18 protein-coding genes, 1 pseudogene and 1 riboswitch are annotated in these 21,624 nt (G+C 71.1%); of the genes and pseudogenes, 8 read left to right on the forward strand and 11 right to left on the reverse strand.

The genetic code is table 11. From position 1 onward, the window contains the following. Window positions 1–78: 78 nt before the first annotated feature. Window positions 79–214, reverse strand: a riboswitch (cobalamin riboswitch). A gap of 229 nt (window positions 215–443) precedes the next feature. Together ACF1B9_RS00690 and ACF1B9_RS00695 are read right to left on the reverse strand one after the other, a co-directional pair. After that, window positions 444–1,499, reverse strand: a complete 1,056-nt coding sequence (locus tag ACF1B9_RS00690; RefSeq protein ID WP_391742118.1) for an MBL fold metallo-hydrolase — start codon at window positions 1,497–1,499, stop codon at window positions 444–446. A gap of 373 nt (window positions 1,500–1,872) precedes the next feature. Beyond that, window positions 1,873–2,370, reverse strand: coding sequence for a lipocalin-like domain-containing protein (locus ACF1B9_RS00695; RefSeq protein WP_391742116.1), 498 nt, complete (start codon window positions 2,368–2,370; stop codon window positions 1,873–1,875). A 244-nt stretch (window positions 2,371–2,614) separates the two neighbouring features. On the opposite strand from ACF1B9_RS00695, the gene ACF1B9_RS00700 reads away from it, so the two are divergent. Continuing rightward, entirely contained in the window at window positions 2,615–4,075 is a 1,461-nt protein-coding gene (locus ACF1B9_RS00700) for an aldehyde dehydrogenase (RefSeq protein WP_391742114.1), read from the forward strand. Further along, window positions 4,075–4,308, forward strand: coding sequence for a ferredoxin (locus ACF1B9_RS00705; protein ID WP_391742113.1), 234 nt, complete (start codon window positions 4,075–4,077; stop codon window positions 4,306–4,308). Before ACF1B9_RS00700 ends, ACF1B9_RS00705 begins: the two co-directional genes overlap by 1 nt. A gap of 152 nt (window positions 4,309–4,460) precedes the next feature. Here ACF1B9_RS00705 and ACF1B9_RS00710 read toward each other — a convergent pair whose 3' ends face one another. The 4 genes from ACF1B9_RS00710 to ACF1B9_RS00725 form a co-directional block, all read right to left on the reverse strand. Further along, the gene (locus tag ACF1B9_RS00710; protein ID WP_391742112.1) at window positions 4,461–5,777 is read right to left on the reverse strand and encodes an MFS transporter; all 1,317 of its coding nucleotides are present in this window, start codon (window positions 5,775–5,777) and stop codon (window positions 4,461–4,463) included. Then, complete coding sequence (locus ACF1B9_RS00715) at window positions 5,774–6,373, reverse strand: ArsR/SmtB family transcription factor (RefSeq protein WP_391742111.1); 600 nt, start codon at window positions 6,371–6,373, stop codon at window positions 5,774–5,776. The genes ACF1B9_RS00710 and ACF1B9_RS00715 overlap by 4 nt, the downstream gene beginning before the upstream one ends. A 105-nt stretch (window positions 6,374–6,478) precedes the next feature. Beyond that, window positions 6,479–6,931, reverse strand: coding sequence for a hypothetical protein (locus tag ACF1B9_RS00720; protein ID WP_391742109.1), 453 nt, complete (start codon window positions 6,929–6,931; stop codon window positions 6,479–6,481). Between the two features lie 429 nt (window positions 6,932–7,360). After that, a complete protein-coding gene (locus tag ACF1B9_RS00725; RefSeq protein ID WP_391742108.1) occupies window positions 7,361–8,833 on the reverse strand; it encodes a PHB depolymerase family esterase in 1,473 nt (490 codons plus the stop codon). 225 nt (window positions 8,834–9,058) lie between these two features. Here ACF1B9_RS00725 and ACF1B9_RS00730 point away from each other — a divergent pair, with 225 nt between their 5' ends. Beyond that, window positions 9,059–10,045: an aldo/keto reductase gene (locus ACF1B9_RS00730; protein ID WP_391742107.1), complete on the forward strand. Its 987-nt coding sequence runs from the start codon at window positions 9,059–9,061 to the stop codon at window positions 10,043–10,045. A 181-nt stretch (window positions 10,046–10,226) separates the two neighbouring features. On the opposite strand, the gene ACF1B9_RS00735 is transcribed toward ACF1B9_RS00730, so the two are convergent. From ACF1B9_RS00735 to ACF1B9_RS00755, 5 genes are read right to left on the reverse strand one after another with little or no spacing between them, the layout of a single operon-like run. Then, the gene (locus ACF1B9_RS00735) at window positions 10,227–11,162 is read right to left on the reverse strand and encodes an ROK family protein (RefSeq protein ID WP_391742106.1); all 936 of its coding nucleotides are present in this window, start codon (window positions 11,160–11,162) and stop codon (window positions 10,227–10,229) included. Continuing rightward, window positions 11,159–12,868, reverse strand: a complete 1,710-nt coding sequence (locus ACF1B9_RS00740) for a dipeptide ABC transporter ATP-binding protein (protein WP_391742105.1) — start codon at window positions 12,866–12,868, stop codon at window positions 11,159–11,161. Before ACF1B9_RS00740 ends, ACF1B9_RS00735 begins: the two co-directional genes overlap by 4 nt. Next, window positions 12,865–13,764 carry an ABC transporter permease gene (locus ACF1B9_RS00745; RefSeq protein ID WP_391742103.1) on the reverse strand — a complete coding sequence of 300 codons (900 nt, stop codon included), beginning with the start codon at window positions 13,762–13,764 and terminating at the stop codon, window positions 12,865–12,867. The genes ACF1B9_RS00740 and ACF1B9_RS00745 overlap by 4 nt, the downstream gene beginning before the upstream one ends. Beyond that, window positions 13,761–14,720 (reverse strand): ABC transporter permease, encoded by a 960-nt coding sequence (locus ACF1B9_RS00750; RefSeq protein ID WP_391742102.1) that lies wholly within the window; start codon window positions 14,718–14,720, stop codon window positions 13,761–13,763. The genes ACF1B9_RS00745 and ACF1B9_RS00750 overlap by 4 nt, the downstream gene beginning before the upstream one ends. Window positions 14,721–14,770: 50 nt before the next feature. Next, window positions 14,771–16,591 carry a peptide ABC transporter substrate-binding protein gene (locus ACF1B9_RS00755; protein WP_391742100.1) on the reverse strand — a complete coding sequence of 607 codons (1,821 nt, stop codon included), beginning with the start codon at window positions 16,589–16,591 and terminating at the stop codon, window positions 14,771–14,773. A gap of 282 nt (window positions 16,592–16,873) precedes the next feature. Here ACF1B9_RS00755 and ACF1B9_RS00760 point away from each other — a divergent pair, with 282 nt between their 5' ends. The 5 genes and pseudogenes from ACF1B9_RS00760 (at window position 16,874) to ACF1B9_RS00780 (ending at window position 21,606) form a co-directional block, all read left to right on the forward strand. Next, window positions 16,874–18,094, forward strand: coding sequence for an ROK family protein (locus ACF1B9_RS00760; RefSeq protein ID WP_391742098.1), 1,221 nt, complete (start codon window positions 16,874–16,876; stop codon window positions 18,092–18,094). 22 nt (window positions 18,095–18,116) lie between these two features. Next, window positions 18,117–19,640, forward strand: coding sequence for a M81 family metallopeptidase (locus tag ACF1B9_RS00765; protein WP_391742096.1), 1,524 nt, complete (start codon window positions 18,117–18,119; stop codon window positions 19,638–19,640). Beyond that, window positions 19,637–20,392 (forward strand): copper homeostasis protein CutC, encoded by a 756-nt coding sequence (locus ACF1B9_RS00770; RefSeq protein ID WP_391742093.1) that lies wholly within the window; start codon window positions 19,637–19,639, stop codon window positions 20,390–20,392. Before ACF1B9_RS00765 ends, ACF1B9_RS00770 begins: the two co-directional genes overlap by 4 nt. A 102-nt stretch (window positions 20,393–20,494) precedes the next feature. Beyond that, window positions 20,495–20,605: pseudogene (locus ACF1B9_RS00775) on the forward strand (aldo/keto reductase); the annotation flags it as partial. A gap of 158 nt (window positions 20,606–20,763) precedes the next feature. After that, window positions 20,764–21,606: a 3-hydroxybutyrate dehydrogenase gene (locus ACF1B9_RS00780; RefSeq protein ID WP_391742091.1), complete on the forward strand. Its 843-nt coding sequence runs from the start codon at window positions 20,764–20,766 to the stop codon at window positions 21,604–21,606. Window positions 21,607–21,624 lie beyond the last annotated feature (18 nt).

Genomic DNA, 21,624 nt, shown 5'->3' on the forward strand with positions numbered 1-21,624 from the left:
GGGCACAGGCACGCTCAGGCACCAGGCTCCGGCTCCGTATACCTCGACGGTGCCGACCACCGGGGTTCCGGAGGTCGCGAGCCGGTCACGACCGCGGACAGGGCATTCCGACTCACCGTCTGCGACGACGGTTCACGGCTGCGTGGTCAGCGCCGGATTCGCACCGGCTTCCCCCTGAACGGGCATGATGACGACCCGCACACTCTACCGGGCGGGGCCGGACGGGTTCCGGGGCCGTCCGGGGGCTCGTCCCCCACGGGACGGGCGACGGCTCCCCGCGGCCCCGGGGGCCCGACGGGCGACGGCTCCCCGCGGCCCCGGGGGCCCGACGGGCGACGGCTTCACCGCGCTCGCCGGAAGCCCGGCCCGTGCCGGTGCCCGGGGTGCCCGGGGTGCCCGGGAGAGGGTGAACGAGCTCCCTGCCCGACGGCCCGCCGCGCCCTTCACACCGCGATGTACGTCACCGGCTCGCTCCCCGCCACCGCCTCCGCGCGCCCCAGCCTGACCAGTCGCCGCAGATGCGCCTCGGCCTCCGAGACGGCGATGTTCCGTGAACCGTGCGAGATCTGCTCCCACGGCCGGTTCCACTCCATCCGCTCGGCCAGCTCCCACGGCGTGAGCGGGGTGGCCAGCAGCTTGAGCAGTCCGGTCAGCCGTTCCTCGTGATGGTCCAGGAGTTCCCGTACGCGCCGCGCGGCGTCCGTGAATGCGTACTGGTGGGCGGGCAGCACCTCCGCCACGCCGAGCCGGCCGATGTGCTCCAGCGAGCCGAGGTAGTCACCGATGGGGTCTCCCCCGGCGGAGGGGGCGGTGCCCGGCGCGGTGTCCGGGTCCTCGTACAGCCCGATGTGCGGGCTGATCCCCGGCAGCAGATGATCCCCCGAGAACAGCCGCCCCCGGCCCGGCAGATTCCCCGGATGCTCCTCCTCCAGATGCAGACAGACATGACCGGGCGTGTGCCCCGGAGTCCAGATCGCCCGCAGTCGGCGGCCCGCCAGGCCGAGGAGCTCACCCGGAACGATCTCCCGGTCCGGGAGCGCGGACCGCAGCCCCGGCAGTGTGCGCATCCGACCGCCCTCGACCGCGGCCCGCAGCGGCGCGAGATGCTCCTGGGGCGCACCGACCGCGGTGAGCTTCGTCAAGAGGTACGCCAGCCAGGTGCCGGGCCGGGCCTCCCGGGTGCGGCGCACGATCGCGGCGTCCGCCGCGTGCATGGCGATCCAGGCCCCGGAGGCCTCGCGCACCTGGCCGGAGAGGCCGTGGTGGTCGGGGTGGTGATGGGTGATGACCACACCGTGGATGTCGCCGATGCCCGTACCGATGGCGTCGAGCCCGGCGGTGAGGGTGTCCCACGCCTCCGGATCGTCCCAGCCCGTGTCGATCAGGACCGGCCCGCGATCGGTGTCGAGGACATGGACGAGGGTGTGGCCGAGCGGATTGTCCGGGATGGGGACCTTGATGCTGTGCACGCCCCCGCCATGGTCGGTCACCTGCGTCATGGGCTCCTCATCTCTCTTCGAGGCCTGAGGCACCGGACGTATGGCGTGCGGCGCACCGCGCCCACTGTAACGAGAACTTGTTTCAGTAGTAGCCCCGGTCGACCATCTGTCGGTACGTCCATCTGCCCGGCGTACCCCGGGAGTTCGGGGTGCACGGGATTGCGGGCGGCCGCCGACGGCTCGCGGGACGACCGCGCCGGTGGGTGTTGGGCGCGGGCCGCCCCGTGTTTCCGCCCGTGGCCCGCGCCCGTCGCGCGCCGCGCGGGCCACGGTTCACGCGTCGGCGCGGGGCGGTCCGTACGGTCGGAGCCCCGCGCCGGGCAGTGGGTCCGGGTCACCGGCCGGGCGGCCGGTGACCCGGATCACTCGTCGCTCATGCGGCGCCCTTGGCCGGACGGTGCCACACGAGTCGCGGGGTGCGCGCTCCGTCGCCGGTTCCCTCGGTCGGGGGGAGCAGGGTTAATCGGTCCCCCTCCACCCGCCACCGGCGCTCCTGCCTGGTGCCGACCCACGGGCGCAAGGACGCCACGTGCAGATGGTGGACGACCAGGTCGCCCGTCACCTCGTAGGTGCCCGCGTATCCCAGGTAAGGAGAAGTCCTGAACAGGGTCGCGGTGTCGACCGGTCCGGCCGTCCCCTCCTCCGGGGAGGACTCGGCCTCCGGGTTCAGCATGCTCACCGACATGTGGCCGTCGGCGGTATAGGTGATCAGTCCTGTCGGACTCTGCCCGAGGGGGTGTTCGAGCGTGTCGCCGGTGGCGCCCATGATGGCGACGGTGCTCAGCAACCAGGCGCCCACGAGGGGGTGTTCGGAGGTGACTGGCCCGGGGGTGGACGGGTGATCCGGTTCGGTGCGGGATGGGGCGTACACGTGTTTCCCTTCTGAGCTGGTGGAATTCGGAACTTCTGGAGCGGGTGCGTGGGGGACGGGGTCGTTCTCGTCCCTACCCGTGCGGCACACCGGGGAAGCGAGTCGTGTGCCGCGAAAGCCCGGGTGGCGCGACGACGGCCGTCCGGCCGCGCGCGTTGTCGAAGCCGTGGACTCCTGGAACTGGAACTGGTATCAGTTCTGACACGGAGTCAGGTAACGTGCCGGGTCGCGGGAGGCAGCAGCCATGACCGAGCTTGTCGAACACGGAAAACTGTTCATCGGCGGGGAGTTGGTCGATCCGCTGGGCCGGGATGTCATCGAGGTCGTATCGCCCCACACCGAACAGGTCATCGGCCGGGTGCCGCACGCCTGCGAGGGGGATGTGGACCGGGCCGTCGCCGCCGCCCGGCGGGCGTTCGACGAGGGGCCCTGGCCGCGGATGACCCTGGACGAGCGGATCGCGGTGATCACCCGGATCAAGGACGCGTTCGCCGCGCGGTACGAGGAGATCGCCCGGGTCATCAGCTCGGAGAACGGCACTCCGTACACGTCGAGCGTCATGGTGCAGGCGCTCGCCGCGATGATGGTGTGGGACGCGGCGATCACCGTCGCCCGCACCTTCCCGTACGAGGAGCGCCGGGACGGTGCTCTCGGGCCGCTGCTGGTGCGCAGGGAGCCGGTCGGGGTGGTCGCGGCGGTGGTGCCGTGGAACGTTCCGCAGTTCACCGCCGCCGCGAAGCTCGCGCCCGCGCTGCTGGCCGGCTGCTCCGCCGTGCTCAAGGTCTCGCCCGAATCCCCGCTGGACGCCTACATCCTGGCCGACATCGCGGCCGGGGCCGGGCTGCCCGAGGGGGTGCTGTCGATCCTGCCCGCCGACCGCGAGGTCAGCGAGTACCTGGTGGGGCACACCGGCGTCGACAAGGTGTCGTTCACCGGCTCCGTGGCCGCCGGGCGGCGGGTGATGGAGGTGGCCTCCCGCAACCTCACCCGTGTCACACTGGAACTGGGCGGCAAGTCCGCCGCCGTGATCCTCCCGGACGCCGATCTGGAGACGGCCGTCGCCGGGATCGTTCCCTTCGCCTGGATGATCAACGGCCAGGCGTGCGTCGCCCAGACCCGGATCCTCGTTCCGCGCTCCCGCTACGACGAGACGGCCGAGGCGTTCGCCGCTGCCGCGAGCGCGCTGCGGGTCGGCGACCCGCTCGATCCCGCCACCGAACTCGGCCCCCTCGTCGCGCGGCGCCAGCAGCAGCGGTCGCTCGACTACATCAGGATCGGCCAGGACGAGGGCGCCAAGATCCTCACCGGCGGCGGGCGTCCGGCGTCCCAGGACCGGGGCTGGTACGTGGAGCCGACCCTCTTCGGTGACGTCGACAACTCCATGCGCGTCGCCCGCGAGGAGATCTTCGGTCCCGTCATCTGCCTCCTGCCGTACGGTGACGAGGACGAGGCCGTACGGATCGCCGACGACTCCGAGTACGGCCTCAGCGGCAGCGTCTGGACCGCCGACACCGAGCGCGGCATCGACATCGCCCGCCGGGTCAGAACGGGCACGTACAGCGTCAACACCTTCAGCCTCGACATGCTCGGTCCCTTCGGCGGCTACAAGAACTCCGGTCTGGGACGGGAGTTCGGGCCCGAGGGATACGCCGAGTACTTCGAGCACAAGATGATTCATCTGCCGGCCGGATACGAGGGGGCGTGATGGGGGACCGCTGGGCCGTGGAGGTCGACCGCGGGGTCTGCATCGGTTCCGGAATGTGCGTGAACCACGCCCCGGGAGGATTCGCGCTGGATTCCGCCCGGCAGTCCCGTCCGTCGGCCCCGGAGACCGACGCCAACGAGCGGGTGCTCGCGGCGGCCGAGGGATGCCCGGTCGAGGCGATCACGATCACGCTGATCGGCTCGGGGGAGGTCGTCTTCCCGCCGGAGGACTGAAAGGGGCGGCCCGTAACAGGGCTTGGCCGCGGTGGAGGGCTTCGAGCCGGCTCGCCAGTTCCTGGCGGGCGGCCGAGGCACGGGCGTACCCGATGCGCACCGGCAGCAGGGAGACGGTCTGCCCACGCTCGCCGGCCGGATTCGGCACCGGGTCAGCAAGGCGTCGGGCGGTTGTCCGAATCGGCGGCGCCGCATGGAGTGGCCACGTCGTCCGGAGGCAGGGAGTGGATGCGCGGTATCGGTGAAGCCAGTAGCCAGAGCACCGACAGCGTTCCCCCGGCGGCGCCGATGAGCAGGGTTGCCCGCAGGCCGAAGGCGGTGGCGAGCAGGCCGCCGACGACGGCTCCGATGGGACGTATGCCGTAGTTGACGGTGCTGAACGCGCCCGCCACGCGGCTGCGCATGCCATCAGGAATCACGCTGGTCTGCAGGGAGTTGAGGTTGACGTCGAAGAGCATGACGCCGATCCCGGAGAGGAACTCCGCCGCGGCCAGCGCTCCGGCGCGGGCCCAGAGCGGGCCTCCCGCGCCGGCCGCGATGGCGATGGGCGCCGGAAACAGCGCGGCTCCCACCACGATGCTGCGCCCCACCCCGATGCGCCGCGAGATCCTCGGGGCGAGGACGGCACCGAGGAAGGCGCCGGTGGAACCGACCCCCAGAGCCAGCCCGATCACTCCGGCGGGCAGCCCCAGGACACGGCTGGCGAACAGGACCATCAGCCCGCTGCCTGCGACAAAGGTGAAGAAGTTGACAGTCACCGCGCAGCAGAGCCCGGCACGCAGCACCGGGTGTCGCGTGACGAAGCTCATCCCCTCCCGGGCACGTCGTAGCAGTGAAGGAACCGCTGCCTCGTCGATACCGGTGGGCGATTCACCGAGCGGGATCCGCCCTATCAGGAACGCGGACGCCGCATACGACAAGGCATCGACAACGACAGCCAAGGGCGCGGTCAACGCCTGAACGAGACCGCCGCCGACCGCCGGGCCGACCACGTGCGACACCGACCGACTGGCACTGAGCCTGCTGTTCGCCTCGACGTAGGACGAGCGGGGCACGAGATGAGCGAAGAAGGGCGGATAGGCGGTGTTGAACAGCACCGCTGCGGTGCCGGTCAACACCGCCACGGCATACAACTGACCGAGGCTCACCGCGTCGAGCAGGTACGCGACGGGGAGGCTGAGCAACACCGCCCCGCGCACCAGATCAGCGAAGACCATCAGGCGGCGCTTGTGGACCCGACGGTCGACCCAAGCCCCCAGAATGATCGCGAGAAGATTCGGAGTCCAGATGAGCGCGGTCAGCCACGCCACCTGGTTGGCCGAGGCACTCAGCGCTGTCACGGCGATCAGCGGCAGTGCCAGTTCGGTGATCCGGTCGCCGAACTCCGAGATCGACTGCCCCGCCCAGTACCGGCAAAAGCGCCGGTCACGCCACAGAGATATCGGAGCGCCCGCCTCCGGGGCGCTCACGGTGTCCCGCCGGCCTGCTCCTCGTCCTGCTCCGGCAGGGCGTAACGCATCAGCTGGACGCCCCGGCTTCCGGCCGGACGCTCGGCAGGGTTGCGTGTCACGTAAGGCGCGAGTACGTGCTCGATCGCGTCTTGAATCGCCGCGAGTTCCTCCGCCGAAACGACCACACGGGTGTTGGCCAGACCACCAGCCCTCTGCCACAACGGGTCCAGGCCGGGCTCGACTTCGACCACCCACCTGCTCGGCAGATCTCCATAGCGGACAAACATTTCCCGGGACAGCGCCCGCGCGGCCGACCTGCCCTCCTCGTCCTCCGGTGCCTCGAACCGGAAACCACGCGCTGCCGCCTCCCACCGCCGTTGCCGACGGTCCGCCCCGGCCTCGGCATCCCGGACCAGTCCGAAGCCTGCCAGGTGCCGCAGATGCCAACTGGTCACCGAGGGAGTCGCTCCGACGTGGGGCGCGAGTTGCGTGGCCGTCGCCGGCCCGTGGCGGTGGAGGCGGTCGAGGATCGCCAGCCTCACCGGATGTGCCAACGCCCGCATCGCCTGCGGATCGGTGATCTCGATATCGCCCAGCCGATTCCCGGAATCCATGACGTGAGAGTGTCCTCTCACAAAATGTGAGAGTCAACTCTCACAGTGAATGTGCACACGCTCACCGTCCCTCCCCGGCCGGGAAGACGGGCGGGCACGTCCGGATCAGCGGGAGGGGAAAGGAGCCAGGCGGCGGTCCCATTCGTCCGCGGCCCGGCGCAGCTCCTCGGTGCTGGTCCTGATGTCGATGACGTACTCGTCCTGTCCCTTCTCGCCGTTCCGCCACGCGGGCGACGCCTCGTAACAGAGGTGCACGCGGACCGCCCCGGCACCGTGGCCCCCCGCGGCGTGACTGAAGGACAGAACGGGCTCCAGGAAGGCGAGATCCGGCAGCCTGCCCGTCAGCGTCTCGCCGCCGGCCGCGCGCAGCCACGGCGAGATCTGACGCGCCTCGCCGGTCAGCAGGCACGGGTCGGTGAAGGACCAACTGGCCTCGGGCGTGGTCACCTCACCCTCGACGACCAACCAGTTGTCGTCGTACCGGTCGCCGACGACCACCGGGAACTGATAGCGCAGCGGGCGCAATTCGATGCGGTGTTCCTGATCCGTGAGCAGCACCGCCCAAGCGTGTCACGCACCATGGCGCACACGAACATGAATAAACGCAAAACAAGCCGAATGTGGGAGACCGTGGATTCCGGCACGCGCGGCCTTCATCCGTGAAACGGTCTCCTCCATGGTGAGTTGGCTGATTTCACTGCCGATGTACCGATAGTCGGCTGTGAGTTCGCGAAGTGTGCGGGCTTCTGGCCCGGCTTGATCCCCATGGCGAGGGGGCGAACGGGGTGGACGACGGCGTCGAAGGACAGCGAGGGACGAAATCGTCGGTCGTCCTGATAGGCGCGAAAGGAAACCGCCTGCGACGACAATCGGTGCAATCCGTGTTCCGGAAGTCGTGAGTGAGTACAACGATGTCATGGCGACGGGATTGCCCGGCGCGGCCACGATGTCTGTGCCCCGCGATTCCCGCTCGATCGCGGACCCGGCTCAACCGGCCGTGCAGCCACTGTCCGCGACCACGAAATACCCTGCCGGCGACTCCTTCAGCGTGTGCGTGACGAAGACGTTGTACAGGCCCATGTTCTCGCCCGAGCCGTTGGCGTACACGTACCCGCCCGTGGTGTGCGCCCTCCCCGCCGCCACCTGCGCGTAGTTCGTCGCGGTGAAGCAGCGCGCGGGTGCGGAGCCGGTGGTGGTCGCCGTCACCGGCGGTGAGGCGGTACCGGACGTGCCCGATCCGTCGACCGCCGTCACGGTGTACCGGTAGGCGGTACCGGCGGTGAGCCCCGTGTCCGTGTACGTCGTGGAGGCGGGGGAGGCGACCTTTGTGCCGTCGCGGTGGACCGTGTAGGAGGCCGCGCCCGGGACCGCGTTCCAGGACAGCGAGGCGCTGTTCGCGGTGACGGACGCGACCTGGAGGCCGGACGGGGCGGGGAGCTGTTCGCCACCGCCGGGTGCGGCCTGGTCCAGGCCCCAGAAGACGCCGGTGTGGTACGTCGAGCAGATGGCACTCAGGAAGTACGCGGCGGTCGTACCGCACTGGTCGGTGCCCGAGCCCGGACCCACCGCCAGGCCGTGGCCCATGCCGGAGACGGAGTACGTCACCACGGCGGGCCTTCCGGAGGCGTCGTCGTAGACGCTGCGCGTCGTGTTCCCGGGGAGCGAGTCCGTGGACGACGGGGTCTGGCCGATGCCCCAGACGTCCGTCCACTGGTCGCGCAGGGCCGTGGCGTTGGCGGGGTACACGGTGTAGTCGGAGGTGCCCTGCCAGATCGCCACGCGGGGCCAGGGGCCCGAGTAGCCGGGGTAGGAGCCGCGTACCTTGTCGCCCCACTGCGCGGGCGTCAGCTTCTGCGGGCCCGTCTGGCAGCCGGACGCGGCCGACTGGCTCGTCGCGCACTGGGCGGGCAGGCCCGAGGCCACGGAGCCGCCCGCGAACACGTCCGGGTACGCCGCCAGCAGGTCGGCCGTCATCCCGCCGCCCGCCGAGAGGCCGGTGACGTACACCCGGCGGGCATCCGAGCCGTGACGCTGCTTCGCGTACTCGACCATCTGCACGATCGAGGCGGCCTCGCCCCTGCCCCTGGTGTCCTCGGCCGGGTCGAACCAGCCGAAGCAGGACAGTGCGTTGTTGGCGGACGTGGTCTGCGGGAAGACCACGGCGAAGCCCCACAGATCGGCGTACTTCGGCCAGCCCGAGTTCGTGTAGTAGTCGTCGGCGGTCTGTGTGCAGCCGTGCAGGGCGATCACCAGCGGCGCGTTCGCGGACAGATTCGCCGGGGCGTACTCGTACATCCGGAGGTTGCCGGGGTTCGAGCCGAAGCCGGTGACCTGCTGCAGACCGCCGGCGGCAGCGGCCGGCTGTACGGCTGCGACGGTGCTCGGCGTCGCCGTGACAAGGACGAGGGCGGCCGTGGTCGCGACGCGCCGGAGCAGGCGTCGCAGGGTCGATGGGCGCACGGGTGCCTCCCTGTGTGAGGTTCGGACGGTGCGGGCCGTCCGATGCGGGCGGGTGCGGGGCGGACGCTATGAGCCGCCGTCCGGCGCGCCCATGGGCCCGGCGGACACTCCCCGCGCGTGGCAGTGTGCGGCGCCGCTCTTGCGCTCGTTGACATGGAGTGCGCTCCAACATGCAGACTCCCGTCGACGCCCGCACAGGTACGGGCAGTTGGGAAGGGACCCCGCATGCGCTACCGCACCATCGGCACGGACCCCGCCACCCGCCGGGAGGTGAGTGTGCTCAGCCTCGGCGCGATGCTGATGGGCACACGCACCGACGAGGCGACGTCCTTCGCGATCCTCGACCGGTACGCCGAGGCCGGCGGAACCTTCATCGACACGTCCGACAACTACGCGTTCTGGATCAACGGCACCCGGGGCGGGGAGAGCGAGCAGCTGCTCGGCCGCTGGCGCCGCAGCCGCGGTGTCGGGGACGAGATCGTCATCGCCACCAAGCTCGGGGCCCGGCCGAACGTCCCCGCCACCGACTTCTCCCAAGGCCTCGAAGGACTCTCGGCCGAGGTGATACGGGAGTCCGCGGAGCGCAGCCGGGAGCACCTCGGCGTGGACAAGCTGGACCTGCTGTACGCACACGTCCAGGACCGGAGCGTGCCGATGACGGAGACCGTCGAGGCCTTCGCGGAACTGGTCACCGAAGGCACCGTCGGCCTGCTCGGGGTGAGCAACCACTGGGCGTGGCAGGTGGAACGCGCCCGCAGGATCGCGGCGGACGCCGGGCTGCCGGGGTACGACGTCCTCCAGTACCACCACACTTATCTGCGTCGGCGCACGGACGCGCCGAGCCTGCGTTCCCCCGACGGCCAGGAGGGCGTGGCGGGCGGGGACCTGCTCAGCTATCTGCGGGCCGAGCCCTCACTCGTGCCGGTGGCCTACTCCCCGCTGCTGGCCGGGGCCTACGTCCGCGCGGACAAGCCGCTGGGCCCGGAGTTCGACCACCCGGGCACCCCCGTCCGGCAGGCGGCACTGCGGGCGGTGGCCGAGGAGACCGGGGCGACCGTCAACCAGGTGGTCCTGGCCTGGCTCATCGGTGGCGACATCCCGTTCGTCCCGCTGGTCGGGGCCTCCTCGGTCGCGCAGCTGGACGAGAGCCTGGCCGCAGTGGACCTGGAGCTGACCGCGGAGCAGCGGGCGGGGCTGGACGCGGTCCACTGACAGCCCAGGAAGCCCCGATCGCCCCGGACGCGGCCGACCGACAGCCCAGGTCCCGGTGCCCCGATCGCCCCGGACGCGACCGACCGACGGCCCCGGTGAGGGCCCGCACCATGTACGTCGCCATCATGCCGAGGTACGACGGCGTGTGCACCGACCCAGTGTGACGCGGGCTCCGGCCTCCTCAGACTTCGACCCTCGTCGCGAGTTCCTGTCGCACCCGTGCCGCGGCGCCGACCGGTACGGCGTCGGCCCCCAGGGCGGCCCTGACCAGCCGGACAGGGTGGCCGCTGACCGGCGGGTCGGTGGCCAGCGACGCGAGGATGAGGGGGTTCAGCAAGGGCCAGGCGTGGCTGACCCCGCCGCCGACCACCACCGTGGTGATGTCCACGACGCCCGCTGTCATCACGATCGCCCGGGCGATCCCGGCACCGGCGGCCCGGTACACCGCGAGGGCGTCCCTGTCACCGCGGCCGGCGGCCTGTGCGACCTCGCGGGCGGTCAGCCGGCGGCCGGTGCGGTCCGCGTAACGGGCGCCGATGGAACGGCCGGAGGCCAGGGTCTCCAGATGGCCCCGGCCGCCGCACGTGCAGAGCAGATCACCGAAGCCGGGGATGTGCCCGATCTCGCCGGCCGCGCCGTGCGGCCCGGCGAACAGCGCGCCGCCGGTCCACAGCGCGCCGCCGACCCCGGTGCCCAGCGTCATCCCGAGGACGTCCGACTCGCCGCGCACGGCGCCGGCGGACACCTCCCCGTAGAGGAAGGCGTTGACGTCGTTGTCCAGGAACGCCGGGACGCCCAGTGCCTCCTCGACGGCGTCCGTCACCGCGAAGCCGGCCCAGTCGGTGAAGGAGTCGCTGGCCACCAGGATGCGGCCGGTGGCGGAGTCCACCACGCCGGCCGCGCCGACCCCGCAGCCGGCGAGCCGGCCGGGGGTGCGCTTCAGCAGCGGGGCCAGCGCGGCCAGGGCCGCGCCGATCATGGCCCGGCCGCCGTCGGCCGCCGGGGTCGCCACCTCCGCGCGGTCCAGTACGGTCAGGTCCTCGGCGCAGACCACCACCTGGGTCGTGGTGCCGCCGATGTCCACTCCGGCGAAGAGCGTACGGTCACAAAAGCTCATACCTGCGCCTCCGTCCGGCCGGCCGCGAGGGTGGCCAGACGTTCGGCTCTGCGGCCGCGCTGGATCACCGGGTCGGGCACCGGCACGGCGGCCAGCAGCCGACGGGTGTAGTCGGTCTCCGGGTGCAGCAGGGTTGCCCCGGTGGGGCCCTGCTCCTCGATCCGGCCGGCCCGCATCACCACGACGCGCTGCGCGAAGTGCTGTACGACGGCCAGGTCGTGGGAGACGAAGAGACAGGCGAAGCCCAGCTCGTGCTGGAGCTCGGAGATCACTTCGAGCACCGCCTCCTGCACACTCACGTCGAGCGCGCTGGTGGGCTCGTCGGCGACCAGCAGCCGGGGCTCCAGGACCAGGGCGCGGGCCAGGCTGACCCGCTGGCGCTGACCGCCGGACAGCTCCCGGGGTGCGCGCCGGGCGAGTTCACGCGGCAGCCGGACCCGGTCGAGGACGTCGGCGACCTTGCTCTGGCGGTCCTTGGCGGAGAGCTCGCGGCGGTGCACCCTGAGCGGCTCGGCGACGCATTCGCCGACCGTCATCCGGGCGTCCAGCGAGGCCACAGGGTCCTGGAGGACCACGCCGATACCGGCCCGCAGCGCCCGGCGGGCGCGGGACCGGGTGCGGCCGAGGTCGGTGCCGAACAGCGAGACGGTGCCGGAACTCGGCGGGATCAGACCGAGCGCGACCCGGGATGCGGTGGACTTTCCGGAGCCCGACTCGCCCACCAGGCCCAGGGTCTCCCCGGCGTGGACGGCGAGCGAGACCCCGTCGAGGGCGCGCACGGCGCCCTTGCCACGGCCGAACACCACGGAGATGTCGTGGAGTTCGACCACCGGCTCGGTGTCCGGGCGGGCGGCGGCGGCCGGCGTGGCCGGCCGGCCCGCCTCGGCGACCGACAGCCGCGGCACCGCGGCCAGCAGCCGCTCGGTGTACTCGTGGGACGGACGGAGCAGTACGTCCTCGACCGGCCCGGTCTCCACGATCTCGCCGTGGTACATCACGGCGACCCGGTCGGCGAAGTCCGCGACCACGCCCATGTTGTGGGTGACCAGCAGGACACCGGTGCCGGTCTCGACGGCGAGCCGGCGCAGCAGGTCGAGGATCTCGGCCTGCACCGTGACGTCCAGCGCGGTGGTCGGCTCGTCGGCGATCAGCAGGGCCGGTTCGTTGGCGATGGCCATGGCGATGACCACCCGCTGGCGCTGTCCGCCGGAGAGCTGGAAGGGGTAGGCGGTGGCCCGCCTCTCCGGCTCGGGGATGCCGACCTTGCGAAGGAGTTCGACGGCTTCGGTGGCGGCCTCCTTGGCGGACACCTTGCGGTGGTTGCGGATCACCTCGGCGATCTGCCTGCCGATCCGGGTCAGCGGGTCGAGCGCGGTGGCCGGCTCCTGGAACACCATGGAGACGGTCCGGCCGCGCAGTGCCGCCAGGTCGGCCTCGCGGGCACCGACCACCTGGTTGCCGGCGATGGTGGCGCTGCCGGTGGCACGGGCGTTGCCGGCCAGCAGGCCCATCGCGGCCAGCGCGATGGTGGACTTGCCGGAACCCGACTCGCCGACCAGGGCGAGCGTCTCGCCGGGGCGGACGTGCAGGGAGACACCCCGGACGGCCGGCACCTCGCCGGTCTCGGTGGTGAAGACGACACCGAGGTCGTCGAGTTCGAGAATCGGCCCGGCCGGCGGGGCGGCGGAGCCCTGGGTGGCGGTCATCCGCGTCCCCTCACATCGAATGCGTCGCGGAGTCCGTCCCCGATCGCGTTGAACGCCCACACCACCAGGATGATGGCCAGGCCCGGCGGCAGGATGAGCCACCAGTAGCCGGAGTAGGCGGCGGTGAGACCGGCCGAGAGCATGCCGCCCCAGTCGGTGGCCGGCGGCTGGACGCCCAGGCCCAGGTAGGAGACGTAGGCGACCAGCAGGATGGCGTCGGCGATCTGGAAGGTGGCCGCGACGATGATGGTCGAGACCGAGTTCGGCAGGATGTGCCGGGTGATCGCCCGGGCGTGCGTCCCGCCGATGGCTCGCAGGGTCAGGACGTAGTCACGGTTCTTCAGGGAGAGCGTTTCAGCCCTGATCAGCCGGGACGGCACCAGCCAGGAGACGAAGCCCAGGATGACGATCAGCCCGGTCAGGCCCGGGGTGGTGATGGCAGAAACCACCAGCAGGATGAAGAGCGCCGGGATGGCGATCCCCGCGTCCACGATCCGCATCATGACCGCGTCGACCCAGCCGCCCGCGTAGCCGGCGACGGCGCCCCACAGGGTGCCGATCACGGTGGCCAGGATGCCTGCGGCGAGGCCGACGATCAGCGACACCTTGCCGCCGTACATCAGCCGGCCCAGCTCGTCGTGGCCGACCGCGTCGGTGCCGAGCCAGTGCGAACCGCTGGGGGCGAGGTTGACCTGCTGGAGCATCGTGTGGGTCTGGTCGGTGGAGTACACCAGCGGACCGGCGAAACAGAACAGGATGAAGAAGACCACGACGCCGAGCCCGACCACGGCGAGCCGGTTGCGCAGGAAGCGCCGGACGGCGAGGCGGGAGCCGGACGCCGTGGCGACGGCGGTGGCCGTGCCGGGCACCTGGCCCGGCTGGATGACGGCGCTCATGCCCGGCCTGCCTTCACTCGGGGGTCGATGATCCGCTGGACGATGTCGGCGAGCAGCGTGCCGACCACCGTGGCGGTCGCGATGACCAGCACGCAGCCCAGTAGCACCGGGTAGTCGGAGGACTGCGCGGCGGTCCAGAAGAGCAGCCCCATACCGGGGTAGTTGAAGAGCTGCTCGACCACCAGGGCGCCGCCGAACAGCACCGGCACGTAGTAGCCGAGCATGGCGACCACCGGCGTCAGCGAGTTGCGGAACACATGCCGCCACAGGATGGCGCGGGAGCGGGAACCGCCGGCCCGCGCCGTCCTGACGTAGTCCTCGGAGAGGTTCTCCAGGGTGGCCGCCCGCATGTAGCGGCTGAACACCGCGATCATCGAGGCGGCACCGGCGACGACGGGCAGCACCAGCGCCTGCGGTTCGGAGAACACCTGGGCGAGCGTGTCCCCCTGCGGGGCCTGGGACGGGAACCACGGCAGCGCCTGACTGAACACCAGCACCAGGATCAGCCCGAGGAAGTACACGGGCGTGGAGTAGGCGATGAAGCTCAGCGTGGTGATGACGTAGTCGACCGGCTTGTTGCGCCGGACGGCCTGCCACATGCCCAGTGGGATGGCCAGCACGAGGCCGAGAAACGCCGACAGGGCGGTCAGGAGCAGGGTCTTGGCCAGCCGCTCGGTGATGAGCTGGGAGACCGGCTCATTGAGGGTGTACGAGGTTCCGAGGTCGCCGTGCAGCAGCTGGTTCAGGTAGTAGAAGTACTGCACGGGAAGTGGCTTGTCGAGGCCCTGCTCGTGGTTGAAGGACGTGATCTGCTGCGCCGTGGCCTGCGGACCGAGGATCCCGCGAGCGGGACCCCCGGGCAGGGCGTGCAGCAGACCGAAGACCACGATCGTCACGATGACGATCACCACGACGGCTTGGAGGACTCGCCTGATCAGGTACGAGGAAGTGCTCATGTGTTTTCCGGTCGCTTCGGCTCAGTGGTACGCGGGGTCACCGGCCGGGCTCACTTGGTCGTCCACTTCCACATGGCGGGGTGGAAGTTGGCGAGCGAGTCTTGGGCGAAGCCGCCCAGGCCCTTCTTGACCACGGAGACCTGGTAGTCCGGCTCCGGCAGCCAGATGACCGGGAGGTCCTTGGCCAGGGCCGCGCTGTACTTCTGCACCGCCTCGTCGGAGGAGGAGGTGGTGGTCTGGGTGACCAGCTTGTCCACGGCGGAGTTGGAGTAGCTGCCGAAGTTGGAGCCGCCGCCGGTGGCGAAGAGCGAGTCACCGCTCGGGTAGGCCGGGAAGTACCAGCTGCCCGCGGTGCCGAAGAACGACAGCTGCCACTTGCAGCCGGCCTGGTCGGCCTTGCACTGACCGGCCTGCGAGAGGACCGAGTTGACCGGGGCGGTCTTGATGGTGAAGTCGATGCCGGTCTTGGCGAACGACGACTGCAGGGCGCTCATCATGTTGTCGGTCACGGTCGAACCGGACTGCGAGAGCACCTGCATCCGGAACTTGGTGCCCTTGTCCACGCCGGCGCCGCACTGGTTGTCGCCGGTGCCCGGCGCGGTGCACACCATGGTGCCGTTCTGCTCGCTCCAGCCGTGGTCGGTCAGCAGCTGCTTCGCCTTGGAGGTGGAGAACGGGTACGGGTTGTTCTCCTGCTCCGACGAGACGAAGGACGAGCTCTGGCCCTGCGGGATCGGGCCGTAGGTGGGGACCGCGGTGCCGTTGAAGACGACCTTGGAGAGGGTGGTCTGATCCACCGACATCTGGATCGCCTGGCGGGCGTAGAGCTGCTTGAACACCGCGCCCATGGCCGGGTTGTTGAAGTTGTAGGGCATGTACGTGATGGCCCAGCCGGACCACGGCTTCACCGTGTAGCCCTTGGCGGTGAAGGACGACTCCTGGCTGAGGTTGGTGGCGTTGATGTAGCCGTAGTCGACCGTGCCTGCCCGGAGCGCGTTCTCCTCGGCGTCCGTGGTGGTGAACGGCAGCAGGTTCACGGTCTTGATGTTGGCCTTGCCGCCGCCGTCGTACTTGGCGTTGGCCGTCAGCTGGACTTTGCCGGCCGTGGAGAACGACTTGATGGTGTACGGGCCGCTGACCGTCTTCCAGAGCGGGTCGGTGGCGTAGCCGGAGATCTTCTTGGCGACGTCGTTCAGGTACGTCCAGACCTGCTTGGCGCCCGCGGGGGTGCGGTCGAGGTCCGACACGGTGCCCGAGTCGCTGGTCTTGTCCCAGACGTGCTGCGGCATCGGGCGGATCATGCTCAACTCGTTGCCGAGCATCCACTGCTGGTTGTACGCCTGGTCGAAGGTGATGGTGAAGTGCGTGTCGTCGACGATCTTCAGCGAGGTCCAGTTGTCCGGCGCCTTGCCCGGGCTGTAACTGGCCCAGTCGGCCTTGTTGGCCTTGACCAGGTTGAACCAGAACTCCACGTCGCGGGAGGTGATCTGCTTGCCGTCGCTCCAGTGCCGGTCGCCGAGCGTGATCGTGACGCTCTTGCTGTCCTTGGCGAAGTCTGCGGCGGTGGCGAGCGAGTTGTCCTTGTTCCAGCCCACCTTGCCGGCGGAGCCGTCGTACGCGATCAGCGGCTCCCAGAGGGACTGGGATATGGAGGAGTTGTTGGTGTTCAGGTGCGCGGCGGTGCCGACCGGGAGGATCCAGTTCGGCGTGAAGTTGGCCGGCAGCGCGTAGTTGATGGTGTCCGACGAGCCGGAGCCGGACGACGATGAAGTGCCGCCCCCGGAACAACCGGTCAGCAGAGCACCCGCGGTGACAGCGGCGCCCGCGACAAGGGCCCAGCGGCGGCTGTTCGCCGTGTGAGCAAGGAACATGACTCTCCTCAGAGTGAAAGGACCCGTATGTCCGGGACCGGCACTGCGTTCACGACAGCTAACGCCGGACATGCCGAAGAAACAAACAAGAATTAGTAAAAAGTAAGTTACTGCACCTCTGGCAAAAGCCCTCTCGCCTCGATCACTCCTCTCCATTGGGGGTATTTGGGTGGATTGAATGGGTTTCAGGTAGGGCCTACTTCCTTCACGAAGCTGTTCCCCCGCGCCGAGCGCGGGCGTATTGTCTTCGCCACACCCATCGTTGCGGAAGTTACTTCGTACATGACTGAAATAAGTGCATGGGACCGCAGGGCCGCAAAAGGCACTCCAGCCCTCGCCGCGCGGGTCCTGGAACTCGTCGCATCGGGCCAGGCGTCGTCACGCGCCGAACTCGCCGGACTGCTGGGGGCTGCCGCCTCCACCATCTCTCTCACCGTGGCCCATTTGGTGGAGCGCGGGCTGATCGCCGAGGAGGGCACCCAGTCCTCCACCGGCGGGCGCCCCCGCAAAGTGCTGAGACTGGGAAGCAACGACGAGTTCGCGGTCGCCGCCGACCTCGGCAGTCGGCACGCCCGGATCGGTGTGGTGCTGCCCGGCGGCGGTCTGACCGATGTCTCGACCGTCCCCTTCGTGATCGCCGACGGCCCCGAGGCGGCTCTGCCCCGGCTCGCCGAGACCCTGGAGGCGCTGGCCGAGCAGCGTGGACGTGGCCGGCTGCGCGGGGTCGGGCTCTCGCTGCCCGGGCCGGTGGACATCGCGTCGGGGTCGGTCGTCCTGCCGTCGCGGATGCCGGGCTGGAACCGTTTCCCGGTCACCGCCTGGCTGGAGGAACGCTTCGGCGTCCCGGCCGCCGTGGACAACGACGCCAATTGCATGGCGGTCGGCGAGCACACCGTACGGCCTGCCGAGCACCGGCAGACGATCATGGTGAAGATCGGCTCCGCGATCGGCGCCGGAGTCATCGTCGACGGACGCCTCTACCGGGGCGGCACCGGCGCGGCCGGTGACATCACCCACATCCGGATCGACGCCGGCGCCGACACCCCCTGCTCCTGCGGCAACACCGGCTGCCTGGAAACCGTGGCGTCCGGCGCCGCCCTGGTCCGCATCCTGCGCGAGCGCGGGGCCGACGTCAGCAGCCCCGAGGACGTGGCCCGGCTGGCCATGGACGCCGACCCGGAGGCCACCCGCGCGGTCCGCAGGGCCGGCGACTACCTCGGCCAAGTGCTCGCCGCCAACGTCAACTTCTTCAATCCGGACGCCGTCTACCTCGGCGGCATCCTCTCCACCCTGGAACCGTTCGTCGCCGCCGTGCGCAGCCAGCTCTACGAGAGCTGCCACCCGCTCGTCACCGAACACCTCACCATCGAGCGGGCCGGCCTCGGCGCCGACGCCGGACTGGTCGGCGCCGGGCAGTTCGCCCTGCAGCGCGCCCTGGCCCGCGCCCTGAGCGAGGTCGGCGCCGCCGACCGGTTCCGCACCCCAGCGCCCCGTCACGTCTGACGCCCCACCCCTACGAGGAGCCATGTCGCAATCCCGCACCGCCGCAGCCCGCCCGGTCATAGCCATCGCCGGACTCGGCATCGAGTCGTCCACCTTCTCCCCCGCTCGCACCCGGGCCGCCGCCTTCCACCCCTCGCGCGGCGCCGAAGTGCTGGACCGCTACCCCTTCCTGGCTCCCGGTGAGGAACTGCGCGAGGCGGCCGACTGGCACGGCGCCCTGGTCGGCAAGTCGCTGCCGGGCGGCACCGTCACCGCCGCCGCCTGGGCCGAGCTGACCGACGAGCTGATCGAACGGCTCGCCGCGCTGCCCCGGCCGGACGGCCTCTGGTACGACATCCACGGCGCGATGACCGTGGAGGGCGTCGACGACGCCGAGGCGGTGCTGCTGGAGCGCATCCGCGCCACCGTCGGCCCCGACGTGATCATCTCCACCTCGATGGACCTGCACGGCAATGTTTCCCGCGAACTCGCCCACGGCAGCGACCTGATCACCTGCTACCGGATGGCCCCGCACGAGGACCACATGGAGACCAAGGAGCGGGCCGTCCGCAATCTGGTGGACCTGCTGGTCTCCGGCGCGCCCCGCCCGGTCAAGGCCTGGGTGCCGGTGCCGGTGCTGCTGGCCGGCGAGCAGACCTCCACCCGGATCGAGCCGGCCAGGAGCGTGTACGCCGCCGTGGACGAGGTCGAGGCCACGGACGGCGTGATCGACGCCGCGATATGGGTCGGCTACGCCTGGGCCGACGAACCGCGCAACCGCGCCGTGGTGGTGGTGACCGGCACCGACCGGGCCGCCGTGTCGGCCGGTGCCGAGCGCCTGGCCCAGGGCTTCTGGAAGGCCCGCGGCGACTTCGACTTCGTCGCCCCGACCGGCACCTTCGACGGCATCCTGGACGAGGCCCTGGGCTCCGACCAGCGCCCGTACTTCATCAGCGACACCGGGGACAACCCGACCGCCGGGGGCGCCGGTGACGTGACCTGGGGCCTGACCCGGCTGCTGGCCCGCCCGGAGTTCCAGAAGGACGACGGCCCGACCGTCGTCTACGCCTCGGTGCCGGGACCGGCCGCGGTCGAGACCGCCGTCGCCGCGGGTGTCGGCGCCACCGTCACGGTCACCGCCGGCGCCGAGGTGGACGACCGGCACGCGGGCCCGGTCACCCTGACCGGTACGGTGCACGCCATCCGGCACGGCGACCGCGACGCCCGGACCGAGGTCGTCATCCGGGTCGGCAGCGTGTACGCGATCCTCACCGAGCTGCGCAAGCCCTACCACCACGAGCACGACTTCACCGACCTGGACCTCGACCCGCGCGGGGCCGACATCGTGATCGTGAAGATCGGCTACCTGGAGCCCGAACTCTTCGACATGTCGGTCGGGTGGAAGATGGCGCTCACCCCCGGTGGTGTGGACCAGGACCTGGTGCGCCTGGGCCACCACCGCATCCGCCGCCCGATGTTCCCCTTCGACCGCGAGATGGCCGACCCGGATCTGTCGGCCCGCATCATCTCCGCCTCCGACCAGCCGCTGACCGGGGACGACGAGTGACCGCGCGCCCCGCCCTGGAGATCGCCGTCACCTCACCGGCCGGCGCCCGGACCGCCCGGGAGCACGGCGCCGACCGGGTCGAACTCTGCGCCGCCCTGGAGCTGGGCGGCCTGACCCCGTCGGCAGCCCTGGTGGAGGCGGTCGCCGCGGAAGGGCTCCCGGTGCAGGTGCTGGTCAGGTGCCGGCCGGGCGACTTCGTCCATGACGCGGAGGAGATCGCGCTCATGGCCGCCGAGGTGCGGTCCGTCATCGCCTCCGGTGCCTCCGGTGTGGTGATCGGCGCGCTGACCGTCGACGGCGCCCTGGACACCGTGGCGGTCGCCCGGCTCGCCGAAGCGGCCCGCGCCCCGGGCCGCCCGGTGGACATCACCCTGCACCGCGCCATCGACCAGGCCGCCGACCCGGTGGCCACCGCCGCACTGCTGCCTTCACTCGGTCTCACCCGGGTCCTCACCTCGGGCGGCGCTCCCGCCGCGGCCGACGGGCTGGCGGCGATCGCCGCGATGGCCGCCGCCGCACCCGGGGTGCAGGTGATGGCCGGCGGCGGCGTGCGTCCCGCCGACATCCCGGCCCTGACCGCGGTCGGCGTCGCCGCTGTCCACCTCTCCGCCAAGGCGAGGGCGCTGCCCCGGCGCGGCGGCAAGTGGATACCGCTCGGCGCCGGGGGCGCGTCGGCCGAGCAGGACACCCACTTCGTCACCGACCCCGAAGTGGTGGCCGAGGCACGACGGGCGGTGGAGGCGGCGGGCTGACCTCGGGCCGGGGCACGAGCCGGCGGTACGCGACGGACTCGCCCTGCCCACGTCTCGGCGGGGGCCCCGGCACCATGTCCGCACCTCTGCCGCGGCGACATCCCGTTCGTCCCGCTGGTCGGCGCCTCCTCCGTCGCGCAGTCCGACGAGAGCCTGGCCGCCGTGGACCTGGAGCCGACCACCGAGCAGCGGGCGGCGCTCGACGCGGCCCACCGACAGCCCCGGTCCCGCTGCCCCGATCGCCCTGGACGCCGCCCGCCGACAGCCCCCGGCGAGGGCCCGCACCATGTACGCCGCCACCATGCCGGAGTGCGTCGGTGTGTGCACCGGCGCCGTGTGACGTGGGCTTCGGTCTCCTTACGGTGACGACCATGGAGACTCCTCAGAGCCCGGACCACGGGCCAGGCGCGCACACCGCCCCGCTCATCGTCCCCTCGCCCGCCGCCGGCTCCTCGCCGGCATCCGCAGACCGGCCCCTCGCCGGGCGCACCGCCCTGGTGACCGGTGGTGCGAGCGGTATCGGGCGGGCCTGCGCACAGGCCCTGGCCGCCGCGGGCGCCCACGTCCATGTGGTGGACAAGGCCGCCCGAGCCGCCGGGGATCTGGCCGAGACGCTCGGCGGGACGGCGTGGGTGGTCGATCTGTCGGTGCCCGAGGCGGTGGACACGCTGCCCGCGGACGCGGACATCGTGGTCAACAACGCCGGGCTCCAGCACGTCGCCCCCGTGCACGAATTCCCGCCGGACCGCTTCGCGTTGATCCAGCGCGTCATGGTGGAAGCCCCGTTCCGCATCTTGCGCCGGACCCTGCCGGGCATGTACCAACGCGGCTGGGGGCGCGTGGTCAACATCTCGTCCGTGCACGGCCTGCGGGCCAGCCCCTACAAGTCGGCCTATGTGACGGCCAAGCACGCACTGGAGGGACTCAGCAAGGTGGTCGCGCTCGAAGCGGCGGAACACGGGGTGACGAGCAACTGCGTGAACCCCGGGTACGTACGCACCCCCCTGGTCGAGAACCAGATCGCGGACCAGGCCCGTACGCACGGCATCTCCGAGGTGGAGGTGGTGGGCCGGATCATGCTGGAACGCAGCGCGATCAAGCGGCTCATCGAACCCGACGAGGTCGCCGAGGCCGTGCTGTGGCTCTGCGGACCGCGTACCGGGCACATCACCGGCACCTCGCTCTCCATGGACGGCGGCTGGACCGCCAACTGACCTCCCGCCCCCTACGAA

The sequence above is a fragment of the Streptomyces sp. NPDC014727 genome, assembly GCF_043083485.1.
GTDB lineage: Bacteria > Actinomycetota > Actinomycetes > Streptomycetales > Streptomycetaceae > Streptomyces.

Coding starts and splice junctions, on each gene's coding strand:
- ACF1B9_RS00690 (WP_391742118.1), bottom strand. CDS start 1,499: ATGACGCAGGTGACCGACCATGGCGGGGGCGTGCACAGCATCAAGGTC.
- ACF1B9_RS00700 (WP_391742114.1), top strand. CDS start 2,615: ATGACCGAGCTTGTCGAACACGGAAAACTGTTCATCGGCGGGGAGTTG.
- ACF1B9_RS00705 (WP_391742113.1), top strand. CDS start 4,075: ATGGGGGACCGCTGGGCCGTGGAGGTCGACCGCGGGGTCTGCATCGGT.
- ACF1B9_RS00715 (WP_391742111.1), bottom strand. CDS start 6,373: ATGGATTCCGGGAATCGGCTGGGCGATATCGAGATCACCGATCCGCAG.
- ACF1B9_RS00730 (WP_391742107.1), top strand. CDS start 9,059: ATGCGCTACCGCACCATCGGCACGGACCCCGCCACCCGCCGGGAGGTG.
- ACF1B9_RS00735 (WP_391742106.1), bottom strand. CDS start 11,162: ATGAGCTTTTGTGACCGTACGCTCTTCGCCGGAGTGGACATCGGCGGC.
- ACF1B9_RS00740 (WP_391742105.1), bottom strand. CDS start 12,868: ATGACCGCCACCCAGGGCTCCGCCGCCCCGCCGGCCGGGCCGATTCTC.
- ACF1B9_RS00745 (WP_391742103.1), bottom strand. CDS start 13,764: ATGAGCGCCGTCATCCAGCCGGGCCAGGTGCCCGGCACGGCCACCGCC.
- ACF1B9_RS00750 (WP_391742102.1), bottom strand. CDS start 14,720: ATGAGCACTTCCTCGTACCTGATCAGGCGAGTCCTCCAAGCCGTCGTG.
- ACF1B9_RS00755 (WP_391742100.1), bottom strand. CDS start 16,591: ATGTTCCTTGCTCACACGGCGAACAGCCGCCGCTGGGCCCTTGTCGCG.
- ACF1B9_RS00760 (WP_391742098.1), top strand. CDS start 16,874: ATGACTGAAATAAGTGCATGGGACCGCAGGGCCGCAAAAGGCACTCCA.
- ACF1B9_RS00765 (WP_391742096.1), top strand. CDS start 18,117: ATGTCGCAATCCCGCACCGCCGCAGCCCGCCCGGTCATAGCCATCGCC.
- ACF1B9_RS00780 (WP_391742091.1), top strand. CDS start 20,764: ATGGAGACTCCTCAGAGCCCGGACCACGGGCCAGGCGCGCACACCGCC.